This window comes from Streptomyces sp. NPDC051364, from assembly GCF_040682115.1.
In the GTDB taxonomy this organism is placed as follows: domain Bacteria; phylum Actinomycetota; class Actinomycetes; order Streptomycetales; family Streptomycetaceae; genus Streptomyces.
The window spans coordinates 102,800-114,880 of record NZ_JBFBAH010000008.1 but is presented as its reverse complement, the minus strand read 5'-3'; the positions used below and the strand labels follow the sequence as shown (position 1 = coordinate 114,880).

The window sequence follows — 12,081 nt, the reverse complement described above, 5'->3', positions numbered from 1 at the left end:
CGGTATGGACGTTTTCCGGACTGGTGTCCCGGTGCTCTTCACTCCAACAGGTGATGGAGTGAAGAACACCGGTGTGCCGGTGCGCCCGTCAGGCGTCGATGCGCGAGCGGTCCAGCGTCGCCGCGGAGCTCGTGATGAACTCCTTGCGCGGCGCGACCTCGTTGCCCATCAGCAGGTCGAAGACCTGCTCGGCCGAGTCCAGGTCGCCGATGTTGATCCGGCGCAGCGTACGGAACCGGGGGTCCATGGTGGTCTCCGCCAGCTGGTCCGCATCCATCTCGCCGAGACCCTTGTAGCGCTGGATCGAATCCTTGTACCGGACGTTCTTGCGCTGGAATTCGAGCAGCGTCTGGCGCAGCTCGTTGTCCGAATACGTGTAGACGTACTTGTCCTGGCCCTTCTTGGGCTGGACGAGTTCGATCCGGTGCAGCGGCGGCACCGCGGCGAACACCCGGCCCGCCTCGACCATCGGCCGCATGTACCGCTGGAAGAGCGTCAGCAGCAGACAGCGGATGTGCGCGCCGTCCACGTCGGCGTCGACGAGCAGGACGATCTTCCCGTAGCGCGCGGCGTCGATGTCGAAGGTCCGGCCCGAGCCGGCTCCTATGACCTGGATGATCGCTCCGCACTCGGCGTTCTTGAGCATGTCCGAGACCGACGACTTCTGGACGTTCAGGATCTTGCCGCGGATCGGCAGCAGTGCCTGGAACTCCGAGTTCCGCGCGAGCTTGGCGGTGCCGAGGGCGGAGTCGCCCTCGACGATGAAGAGCTCGCTGCGCTCCACGTCGTCGCTGCGGCAGTCGGCCAGCTTCGCGGGCAGCGAGGAGGTCTCCAGTGCCGTCTTGCGGCGCTGCGCCTCCTTGTGCTGGCGGGCGGCGATCCGGGTCCGGGCGGCCGCGACGATCTTCTCCATCACGGCGCGGGCCTGCTGCTTGTCGTCGCGCTTCGTGCTGGTCAGGAAGGTCTTAAGCTCCTTGGCGACCACGGCCGCGACGATCCGGGCGGCCGCCGAGGTGCCGAGCACCTCCTTGGTCTGGCCCTCGAACTGCGGCTCGGCCAGCCGGACGGTGACGACCGCCGTCATGCCCTCCATCGCGTCGTCCTTGACCACGTCGTCCTCGGCGACGCGCAGCAGCTTCGCGGAGCGCAGCACCTCGTTCACGGTCTTGGCGACCGAGCGCTCGAAGCCGGTGATGTGGGTGCCGCCCTTGGGCGTGGCGATGATGTTGACGAAGGACTTGACTTGCGTCTCGTACCCGGTGCCCCAGCGCAGGGCGATGTCCACGCCGAGCTCGCGGGTGACCTCGGTGGGGGTCATGTGGCCCCGCTCGTCGAGGACGGGGACGGTCTCCTTGAAGGTGCCCTGGCCGGTCAGGCGCAGCACGTCGCAGACGGCCTTGTCCTGCGCGAGGTACTCGCAGAACTCGCTGATGCCCCCGTCGAAGCGGAAGGTCTCCTCGGTCTTGCCGGCCCCGTCGATGGCGCGCTCGTCGCGGACGACGATGGTCAGGCCCGGGACGAGGAAGGCGGTCTGGCGGGCGCGCTGGTAGAGCGTCTCCAGGGAGAGCCGGGCGTCCTTGAGGAAGATCTGCCGGTCGGCCCAGTAGCGGACCCGGGTGCCGGTCTTTCCCTTGGCGACCCGCTTGACCTTGCGCAGGCCGTTGGCGGGGTCGAACGGGCTGTCGGGGCCCTGCTCGGTGAACATGCCCGGGACGCCGCGGCGGAAGCTGATCGCGTGGGTGGAGCTGTTGCGGTCCACCTCGACGTCCAGCCGGGCGGAGAGGGCGTTGACCACGGAGGCGCCGACGCCGTGCAGGCCGCCGGAGGCCGCGTACGAGCCACCGCCGAACTTGCCGCCGGCGTGCAGCTTGGTCATGACGACCTCGACGCCGGACAGCCCGGTCTTGGGCTCGACGTCGACGGGGATGCCGCGGCCGTTGTCGCGGACCTCGACCGAGGCGTCCTCGTGGAGGATCACCTCGATGTGGTCGCAGTAGCCGCCCAGGGCCTCGTCCACGGCGTTGTCGATGATCTCCCAGAGGCAGTGCACGAGGCCCCGGGAGTCGGTGGAACCGATATACATGCCGGGGCGCTTGCGGACGGCCTCGAGGCCTTCGAGGACGAGCAGGTGCCGCGCGGTGTAGTTGGAGCCGTCCCGGTCTGCTCCGGACAGCAGCGCGCTGGAAGGCACGGACGTGTCGGCGGTCACGCAGTTCGCTCCTCGCTGAATTTCTTTTTCTGGCCCGTCGGGCGCAGGGTGGCTCGGTTGCCGGTCGAAGGGTACCGAGGCCTGGTAGAGCCGATGCAACGCCACCCTCGTCCTTCATCAGCCTAGTGCAGGGCCGCACGGGTGTTCGATCCCCCGGGGGAGTGAAGCAAACATCACGTTCCCTTCCAGGCATGAACCATTTAGGGTTCGGGCACGTCCTCATGAACAACCGGCACTCACGCCGGGGAGGACGGAACTGCTACAAGCGAACGACTGACAACGCGAAACCGTAAAGCAACGCAATACGGCTCCTTCGCCGCCAACCGGCAACAGCCGGCCAGCTTCGGAAGGTAGTTTCGAGGAAAAGCCGCGAGCGGGAACGTTTTCGGCCTGGTTGGATGTTGACCCTGGTACGACAGCTCGTCGAGCTAGAGAAGAGGCGACGTGACTACTGTTCTGACACCCGCGACCCCGCTGACGGCCGCTGACCGATGCGACCGTTGCGGCGCCCAGGCATATCTGCGCGTCGTCCTGCTGAGCGGCGGTGAACTGCTGTTCTGCGCCCACCACGGGCGTAAGTTCGAGCCGGAACTCAAGAAGATCGCCGCGGATATACAGGATGAGACCGAGCGGCTCACGTCCGCTCCGACGGCCAATGCCGACACCGAGGACCGCTGACACAGGCCTATACCTCGCATCCGACGAGCCAGGACCGGCCAGGCCGGTCGACGGGCGGCACCTCTGAGACCCAGGGGCGCCGCCCGTCCTCATGCCCGGAGCCCCGCCGGGGGCCCGATGGTGTGCGGGCTCGCCCGCCGGTGCCGTCCCCCGGGTGCTCCCGGGGGTCCCTGCGGCTCCCCTGCCACATGCCCCCGTACGGGCCGTGCAGCCGGTCGGGAGCGCCCTTGGGCACCCCACGCGATGTCCTGGCCGACGCCTTGCCGCGCGGCCGCCTCAGGGGCTGTCACGAAGCCGGTGAGCGGCGCGATCTTGGTGTACACCCCCGGACTGTCGGGGCGCCCGCAGCCCCGCCCCCAGGACACCAGCCCGATGAGCCGGCCCTGGGCGACCAGCGGCCCACCGCTGTCTCCCTGGCAGGCGTCCCTCCCGCCGTCGCGGTGCCCCGCGCACACCATGGACTCCGGCCGGTACTGCCCGTCCGCGTCCCCCGGGTAGGCACGCCGGCAGACCTCGTCCGACAGGACCGTCACTCGCGCGGCGTGCAGCGCGTACGCGTAGTCACCGAATCCGCTCGTGTCGCCCCAGCCGTACACGGCCGCTTCGCCGCCCGCCGCATAGCCGGGATGCCCGTCGCCGGCCATGGGGAGCACGTAGTGCGCGGGTACGGCCTCGTCGAGCTCCAGCACGGCCAGGTCGCCGGCATTGCTCCGTGTGTCGTAGCCCGGGTTCACCCGGGCCGAGCGGACCGCGATCTCCCGGCCCTCATCAGCCCGCAGCTCCGTACGCCCGGTGATCACCCGGAAGTCGGGGACGGACTCGATCGTGCCGCCCAGCACCTGGCGGCCCAGGCAGTGGGCCGCGGTCAGCACCTTCGTCGGGCCCACGATGACGCCCCCGCAGAACTGGCCGCCCCGCGTACCCCCGAACCGGTCACGGCTGGCGAGGGCCACCACCCACGGGCTGTCGGCCGCCTTCACCGGCCTCCCGCCGATCACCACACTGTCCGCAGCCGCGTGCGGTGCCTGGGCCAGAGGCGCCGCGGCCGCTCCCGCCACCAGGGCCAGCGCGCCCGCCAGAGCACGGGAAAAGGGACGACGCATGAGGCCTCCTGACTCTGAGTGTGCATGACTCCACCCAGAGTGGGACGCCCGGTGGCCGAGCGCACCCGCGCACGGCCACCTCGTACGGTCCCCGGCCCGGTCAGTCCAGGTAGTCGCGCAGGACCTGGGAGCGGGACGGGTGGCGCAGCTTCGACATCGTCTTGGACTCGATCTGACGGATGCGCTCGCGCGTGACGCCGTAGACCTTGCCGATCTCGTCGAGGGTCTTCGGCTGTCCGTCGGTGAGGCCGAAGCGCATCGAGACCACGCCGGCCTCGCGCTCGCTGAGCGTGTCGAGCACCGAGTGCAGCTGCTCCTGCAGGAGCGTGAAGCTCACGGCGTCCGCCGGGACGACCGCCTCGGAGTCCTCGATGAGGTCGCCGAACTCGCTGTCGCCGTCCTCGCCGAGCGGCGTGTGCAGGGAGATCGGCTCGCGGCCGTACTTCTGGACCTCGATGACCTTCTCGGGGGTCATGTCGAGTTCCTTGGCCAGCTCCTCCGGGGTGGGCTCGCGGCCCAGGTCCTGGAGCATCTGGCGCTGCACGCGGGCGAGCTTGTTGATGACCTCGACCATGTGCACCGGGATGCGAATGGTGCGGGCCTGGTCGGCCATGGCGCGGGTGATCGCCTGGCGGATCCACCAGGTCGCGTACGTGGAGAACTTGTAGCCCTTGGTGTAGTCGAACTTCTCGACCGCACGGATCAGGCCCAGGTTGCCCTCCTGGATCAGGTCCAGGAAGAGCATGCCGCGGCCGGTGTAACGCTTGGCCAGCGAGACCACGAGGCGGAGGTTGGCCTCCAGCAGGTGGTTCTTGGCGCGGCGACCGTCCTCGGCGATGATCTCCAGCTCGCGCTTGAGCTTGGGGGCCAGCTTGTCGGAGTTGGCCAGCTTGTCCTCGGCGAACAGGCCCGCCTCGATCCGCTTGGCGAGCTCGACCTCCTGCTCGGCGTTGAGGAGGGGGACCTTGCCGATCTGCTTGAGGTAGTCCTTGACCGGGTCGGCGGTGGCACCGGCGACCACGACCTGCTGGGCGGGGGCGTCGTCCTCGTCGTCGGAGATGACGAAGCCCTTGTTCTCCCCGCCCTCCTCCTCTTCCTCGGCCTCGGCCTTGGCGGCGTCGGGACCCTCGTCCGGGGTCTCGTCCTCGCCGCCCCCGTCCGCGTCCTTCTTGGATGCGGTCTTCTTCGCCGCCGTCTTCTTGGCAGCGGTCTTCTTGGCGGGCGCGGCCTTCTTGGCCGCCGTCTTCTTCGCCGCCGTCTTCTTCGCGGCAGGCTCGGTTCCGGGCTCCTCCGCGAGAGCGTCCACGGGCTCCGGGTCCACCGACTCGGCCGCCGGTGCCGCAGCGGCGACGGTCCGCGCAGCCGTCGTCTTCGCCGCGACGGTCTTGGTGGCCGTCCGCTTGGCCGGGGTCTTCGCTGCGACGCTCTTGCGGGTGGTGCGCTTGGGCGACTCCGCGGCACTGACCATCAGCGTCACACCCTCTTCCTCGAGGATCTGGTTGAGGCTGCGCAGAACATTCTTCCACTGGGTCGCAGGAATCTGGTCAGCCTCGAAGGCCCGACGCACGTCATCGCCGGCGATCTGCCCCTCGGCCTTGCCCCGCTCGATGAGCGCCATCACAGACTCGGAATCGGCGATCTCCGGCGGGAGCGTACGGGATGTGCTGGCCGACACGAACAACCTCTCGGAACGATGGAAACGGCTTCCGACCCCGGCCGGGTGGTGCTGGACCGGAGCCGACGACCACCGACTGGGGATGGGCCGGGGGCGCGGGCAGGGGCCGGGGAGCTGCACAGCACCCGCAAGGGCTGCTGTCTTCCCTCCGTCGGCCATCACCTCTCTAGGTCATCGCTTGACCTCGCGGAGTGTTACGCCCAATTCTTCGTGGCCCGAGTCACACCCCGATTGCCCCGATGCCGGTCATACGGTCGTACACGCGGGCCGGACACGGCCGGATGCCGTCGTGCGAGGTCGCCGACGGTGGTGCGGGGCCGGCCCCCGCCGGGCCCGTGTGCGCCGACCTGCGGTCGAACACGTGCGCTCGCCGGTGTCGCCTGGGCGTCTCCCCGGCCTCCCGCCGGGAGGCACCCCCACCGGACCGTGTCCCGGGTACCTCCAGGGCGTCGGCGCCACCGCCAACGCCCCCGGCGGCACGTGCGAGTACTCCCGCGCCGCCGTCCGTCCCGCCCGTCAGTGCTCGCGCGGGGCGGGGACCACGCGCTCGACCTCCGGATGCACCATCAGGAGCTGGCGCATGGCGTTCTCGGCGCCCGTCGCATCCCCGGCCGCGAGGGCCTCGACGATCCGGGCGTGGTGCGCGACGCAGGCCTCGCTGGGGCGCTCGCAGGCGATGACGGGGCTTCCCGAGACCTGGAGCGCGGAGGAGACGATGCCGGAGAGGTGCTCCAGCATGCGGTTGCCCGCGACCTGGATGAGGAGCGCGTGGAACTCGTTGTCGGCGCGCGCGAAGGTGATCGCGTCGCCTTGGCCGAGGGCGTGGCCCATGATCTCGACCATGTCGGCGAGGCGCTGCTGGATGTCGGGGCGGCCGTGGCCTGCGGCGAGGCGGGCGGCGAGCGGCTCGATGGTCCAGCGGAGCTCGTTGAGCTCGCGGCGCTGGTCGTCGCGCTGCGGGCCGAAGGCGCGCCACTCGATGATGTCGGGGTCGAGCAGGTTCCAGTCGGCGACGGGCCGGACGCGGGTGCCGACGTTGGGGCGGGCGCTGACGAGGCCCTTGGCCTCCAGCACGCGCAGCGATTCGCGGACCACCGTGCGGGAGACCTCGAAGCGCTGGCCGATCTCCTCGGGGACCAGCGGGCGGTCCGCGCCGAGGTCGCCGGAGACGATCATCTGGCCGAGCTGCTGGACGAGTTGGCCGTGCAGTCCGCGGCCGCGGCTGCCTGCCGCGCGGCGGCCGACCCGGCTCAACTCGACGTCGGCGCCGTCCCAGTGGGGAGCTCCGACGCGGTCGGTCCCGGAGGCTTCCGCGTAGGGGTAGCGGTCGAGTTCGCCCGGGCCGGCGAGGCCGGAGTCGGCATGGCGGGCGGTGGTCATCATGGTGTGCGCAAGGGTACTCACGAATCCTTTGTCGGCCTTGCCTCGATGACCCTTGAGGTCTTTGGTGAAAAGCACACGAAAGGGTGATCGGTGCCACCTACGCAATTGACGACTTATCGTAAAGAACCGGGCCCTTTGGGGGGAGTTGTGGTCCGGTTCACGTGATGTGGACCGGATCGGTCCTGTCGAGACATTCTCCGGCACCGGAACGATCACGAACGGTCCGTTACCAACGGACGCGGCTGCGCAGTCCTGTGAACCCATAGGCGCACAACAGGACCATCAGCGACAACACCAGTGCGGTGCCGACGGGTTGGGCCATCACCCGCAAGGCCCCCAGGACCAGACGGTCCGCCTCCGGGGGCCACTGCGCCCAGGCCAGCCCGCGCAGCCGGGCCGCGAGTCCGCTCGCCGGGTACGCGGACGGACCGTCCAGGGCCTTGCGGACCAGCGGGACGACTACGACCGGGACGGCGAGCACGGCGGCCAGGCCGGCGGTGGCCGACCGGAAGACGCCGGAGGCCAGCACGCCGGCCCAGGCGCAGCCGATGAGCAGTCCGGCCCAGCTCACGGCCGGGGAGACCCATTCCGCGGGGGTGCGCAGCGGGCCGCGGTCGAAGACGAGCTTCAGGGCGGCAGCGTCGGCGGCGACGGCGAGCGCACCGAACACCAGAGCGAGGCCCGCACAGACGGCCAGTTTGGCGGCGAGCAGGCCCATCCGGCGCGGCACGGTGCCGCGGTCGGCGGCGAGCGCGGGGTAGCGGTACTCCTCGCCGAAGGCCAGGGCGCCGAGCAGTCCCGCGCCGAGGGCGGCGGGGGGCAGGGGCAGCAACTCCGGCCAGGCGGCGAGCAGCCGGTTCTGCGGGGTGCCGCCGGCCCGGGCCAGCACCAGGGCGGTGACGGCGGAGACGGCGACGACGACGGCCGCGGTGAGGACGGGCATGGCGGTACCGAAGACCCGGCGCAGCTCGTAGCGCAGCGGCCGCAGCGGTCCGCCGACCCGGCGTACCGCCGAGGCCGGGGTCCCGCTGCGGGCAGCCGACCGGATGCCGCCTTGGGCGGGCAGGGACCCGGCTTCGGCCGGGGCGGCAGTACCCGCCGGGTCCGTGCCGGGCTCGCTGCGCGCCGGCGGCACCGGCGGTACGGACGGGCAGGGCGCCCCGGCGTCCCCGGTCTCGTCGGCGAGCTGGTGGACCAGCACGCCGTGCCGGAACGCCGCTTCGCCGACCTCCGCGCAGCTGCTGCCGTACACCGACAGGCGGCTGCCGGACTCCTCGACGATCTCCACCGCACGCTGGGCGTCCCGGGCCTCGCGGCCGAGCACGTCGGCCAGCCGGGCGGCGTGCGGGCTGCGCACGGCGACCCGCGGCCGAAGCCGGGTGCGGGCGAACTCGGCCGCGTCCTGGTCGGCGACGAGCCGGCCCGCCTCGATGCTCACGACCCGGTCCGCGCTGCGGGCGGCCTCCTTCGCGTCGTCGGTGGTGAAGAGCACCGCGCCGCCGAGGGAGGCGTGACCGCGCAGCAGCCCGTGCAGCCAGCCGCGTTCGCGGGGCGAGAGTCCGGCGGCGGGCTCGTCGAGGAGCAGCGTGCACGGATCGGCGAGCAGCGCCGCGGCCAGCGCCACCCGGCGGCCCATGCCGAGCGAGAGCGAGCCGAGCCGCTGGTCGCGCAGGCCCGCGATGCCGACGATCTCCAGCATGGTGTCGGCCCGGGAGGCCGGCACGTCGGCGGCGGCGCACAGCATCCGCAGCTGACCCCGGACGGTGCGCGCCGGGTTGCCTGGGACGTCGCCGAGCAGCACGCCGACCTCACGGCCGGGATGCGGGATCCGGTGCAGCGGGCGTCCGCGGAAGTAGGTGACGCCGCGGCCCGGTTCGAGTTCGAGCATGAGCCGCAGTGCGGTGGTCTTGCCCGATCCCGGTTCACCGAGGAGGGCGGTCACGGTCCCCGGGCGGGCCTCGAAGGTGAGGTCGTCCACGAGGGGCGGGAGGTCTCGACGGGGTGTGCTGGTGAGTCCGATGGCCTTGAGCATCGCTTCTCTCGCGGGGGGTGAGACCGCTCTGCGGCAGCGTGAGTACCGCAATCAAGATAACGCGATATGTCCGATTTTCGGCGCAACCAGGGTGCGTTCGCGGCCGTGTCGACGACGGACCGGGTGGCGATGGCCCGGGTCCCGATGGTACGGGTGGCGAGGGCGCGGTTGGCGGGGCCTCAGACTTCCGGGCGCAGCATGGGCGGGTTGAGCAGGTTCGCCCCGCCGGCCCGGAACAGCTGGGCGGGCCGACCGCCCTGACGGGTCGTCGTCCCCCCGGCCGGCACCAGGAACCCGGGGGTCCCGGTGACCTTGCGGTGGAAGTTGCGGGGGTCGAGGGCCACGCCCCACACGGCCTCGTAGACCCGGCGCAGCTCGCCGACGGTGAACGCGGGCGGGCAGAACGCGGTGGCCAGCGAGGAGTACTCGATCTTGGAGCGGGCCCGCTCCACGCCGTCGGCGAGGATCCGGGCGTGGTCGAAGGCGAGCCCCGAGGCCGCCTCGTCCTCGACGGCCAGGAGCTCGTCGACGGGGGCCCAGCGCGCGCTGTTGGCATCTCCGCCGGCCCGGGGTGCGGGCAGGTCCGGAGCCAGGACCAGATGCGCGACGCTGACGACACGCATGCGCGGATCCCGCTTCGGATCCCCGTACGTGGCCAGCTGTTCGAGATGCGCCCCGTTGCCCGCGCCCGGCTCGGCCGGGTCGTGGGCGCACAGGCCGGTTTCCTCGGAGAGCTCCCGGGCCGCGGCAGCGGCCAGGTCCTCGTCTCCGCGCACGAAGCCGCCGGGCAGGGCCCAGCGTCCCTGGAACGGCTGCTCACCCCGCCGGACGACCAGCGCGCAGAGCGCGTGACGCCGCACGGTGAGCACGACCAGGTCGACGGTGACTGCGAAGGGCGGATAGGCCGACGGGTCGTAGGGCGACATGCCGCGATCATAGTCGTCTGCCTGACGATAAACAGAGCTTTCGTGATCCCGAAGGCGGCGATCGGCAAGCTACCCGCCCAGTTGGAGCGCATCGGCAGCCTCCTCCACCATGGCCAGGCCGAGTCGGCTGATCCGGACGGCGAACGGCTGCCCCGAGACCCGCAGGCCGGAGAACCGGAGGGCCCCGAGGGGAGCACCGGGCAGCGGGACGAGGGCGACCGTGCCCGCGGGTGCGTCGGGACGGATCCCGGCGAGCGCGGTCAGGGCATGGACTCCGGCCGCCGCCGCCACCGCCGCGGGGCGGCAGGCCGCCGGGTGCGGAAGCGGAGCGCTGCCCACCGTGCGCTGCTCGGCGGCGTACATCTCCGGCAGCCGGTACCCGAAGCCCTCCGCGGCATCCAGCAGGCCGCGCAGCAGTCCGGCGGCCTCCTTCTCGAAGCCGGCCTGGGCCAGCCCGGCGACCGCCACGGCGCTCTCGTACGCCCGCACCGCGCCCGAGCGGTGGCCGAAGGGGTTGTGACCCGGCTCCCGGAACGCCATGCTGCGCAGCCCCCATCCCGAATCCATGGCGGGGGCCCCGAGGAGGCGGGCGAGCTGTTCGGTGCGGACCCGGTCCAGCAGCCCCGGGGCGAGCCGACCGCCGCCCAGCAGGCCGGTGTCCAGCAGGTGCACGGCCGCCCCCGTCAGCCGGGGCAGCGGCCGCCCGTCGGGGTGCAGGGCCGTCGCGGGCCGTCCGCCGTCCGGGCCGTCGATCCAGAACGCCTCCCGGAACCGCTTCCGCAGCGCGGCCGCCCACTCCCGCCACTCCTCGGCGCCGGCCCGCCCGCATCCGGCGAGCAGGTCGGCCCCGAGCAGCGCGGCCCGGTGGGCGTGGGCCTGGGTCTCGCAGCGGCGCGGACCGGGATCGGGATCCGCCAGGAACCCGTCCTGCCCCAGGGCGCCGCGCAGCCAGTCCAGGCACCGCTCGGCCGCCGGGAGGAGCCGGGCCACCTCCTCCTCGGGCATCCCCCAGCGCCGGGCCTCGGCGAGCACCGCCGGGAAGCCGAGGGTCGCCTCGGTGCCGGTGCACCCCGGAGGCAGCTGCGGACCCGCCCCGCGCAGCGGCCCCGGGATCTTCCCGGCGTCGGGGCCGCGGCCCCCCGTCTGGGTCCGGGCGAGGGTGCGCAGGGTGGCCGCGGCGAGCCCGGTCCCGAGCGGCAGGGCCATCCGGGCGGCCCAGAGGGACTCCGCCGGGGCCAGCCCGAGCCGCCACGGCACCCCGGCCGCGGCGAACGCGTCGGCCGGCTCCTCGCGGTCCCTCATCAGCAGCGCGCCGAGATCTTCGACGCTGGTGCGGAACCAGGCCTCGACCCGCGGGTCGTCCCCCTCGGCCCGGGCGTCGGCCAGCGGATTGGCCACCTGCCCGGCCGGGGCCCGCGCCGTGCGGTCCTGCGTGGTCCGCAGCTCGATGGTGCGGGACTCCCCCGGCCCCAGCTCGAGCTGCCAGCGCAGCAGTCCCGCCGAGGCGAGGGCGTCGTCGGGGGCCGGCTCGGCCGCGGTGACGGCCTGCGCCTCCCCGGTGCTCCAGCGCAGCCCGGCGGCATGCACCCCGGCCGGCAGTTCGGGCCCGGTCCGGCCGGCGGCCACCTCGGCCAGCTCCGCCAGGTCGGTGCCGAGCGCCACCTCCACCGGAAGGCGCATCGGCCGGGCCGTGAAACTGCGCAGGGTGATCCGCTCGGTGCCGTCCGCGTGCCGGACCCGTTCCACGCCGATGTCGGGGTCGGGGCCGGCTTCGGCCCCGGTACGGACGGTCGCGGTGAAGGCGGCCCGGTCGGAGCCGAGGCTGCGGCCCTGGACGGCGACCGGCTCCCGGCCGCCGACCCGGAGCACGCAGCGGGACAGCAGCCGCCGCCCGGAGCGGTAGATCCCGTCGATCCCCCGTCCGGTCAGCTGGCCGTGTTCCGGCGAGATGACCAGGCAGGGCGCGGCGACGCAGATGACGGCGCCGTGCACGGGCGGCAACTCGGTCCTGCGGGCGGGCGGTACGGAGTGGGCCATGGGTCGCCTTGTCTGCGCTGTCTGCGCTCCGGCCGGTT

General features: G+C 72.4%; 7 protein-coding genes and 1 pseudogene. 1 reads left to right on the top strand and 7 read right to left on the bottom strand.

Annotated features, from left to right (window positions below):
- Nucleotides 1-88: 88 nt before the first annotated feature.
- Nucleotides 89-2,209 (bottom strand): DNA topoisomerase IV subunit B, encoded by a 2,121-nt coding sequence (locus AB0M76_RS19435; RefSeq protein ID WP_365954001.1) that lies wholly within the window; start codon nt 2,207-2,209, stop codon nt 89-91.
- Between the two features lie 444 nt (nt 2,210-2,653).
- Here AB0M76_RS19435 and AB0M76_RS19430 point away from each other — a divergent pair, with 444 nt between their 5' ends.
- A complete protein-coding gene (locus AB0M76_RS19430; RefSeq protein ID WP_030154305.1) occupies nt 2,654-2,887 on the top strand; it encodes a hypothetical protein in 234 nt (77 codons plus the stop codon).
- Between the two features lie 299 nt (nt 2,888-3,186).
- On the opposite strand, the pseudogene AB0M76_RS19425 reads toward AB0M76_RS19430, so the two are convergent.
- From AB0M76_RS19425 to AB0M76_RS19400, 6 genes and pseudogenes are all read right to left on the bottom strand, one after another.
- Nucleotides 3,187-3,990: pseudogene (locus AB0M76_RS19425) on the bottom strand (serine protease); the annotation flags it as partial.
- Between the two features lie 100 nt (nt 3,991-4,090).
- Nucleotides 4,091-5,665 (bottom strand): RNA polymerase sigma factor, encoded by a 1,575-nt coding sequence (locus AB0M76_RS19420; protein ID WP_365954000.1) that lies wholly within the window; start codon nt 5,663-5,665, stop codon nt 4,091-4,093.
- Nucleotides 5,666-6,181: 516 nt separating this feature from the next.
- Nucleotides 6,182-7,123: a FadR/GntR family transcriptional regulator gene (locus tag AB0M76_RS19415; protein ID WP_365953999.1), complete on the bottom strand. Its 942-nt coding sequence runs from the start codon at nt 7,121-7,123 to the stop codon at nt 6,182-6,184.
- A 151-nt stretch (nt 7,124-7,274) separates the two neighbouring features.
- Nucleotides 7,275-9,080, bottom strand: coding sequence for an ATP-binding cassette domain-containing protein (locus AB0M76_RS19410; protein ID WP_365953998.1), 1,806 nt, complete (start codon nt 9,078-9,080; stop codon nt 7,275-7,277).
- A gap of 179 nt (nt 9,081-9,259) precedes the next feature.
- On the bottom strand, nt 9,260-10,006 hold the full coding sequence (locus AB0M76_RS19405; RefSeq protein ID WP_266636031.1) for an NUDIX domain-containing protein: 747 nt from the start codon (nt 10,004-10,006) through the stop codon (nt 9,260-9,262).
- Between the two features lie 69 nt (nt 10,007-10,075).
- Complete coding sequence (locus tag AB0M76_RS19400) at nt 10,076-12,043, bottom strand: glycogen debranching N-terminal domain-containing protein (protein WP_365953997.1); 1,968 nt, start codon at nt 12,041-12,043, stop codon at nt 10,076-10,078.
- Nucleotides 12,044-12,081 lie beyond the last annotated feature (38 nt).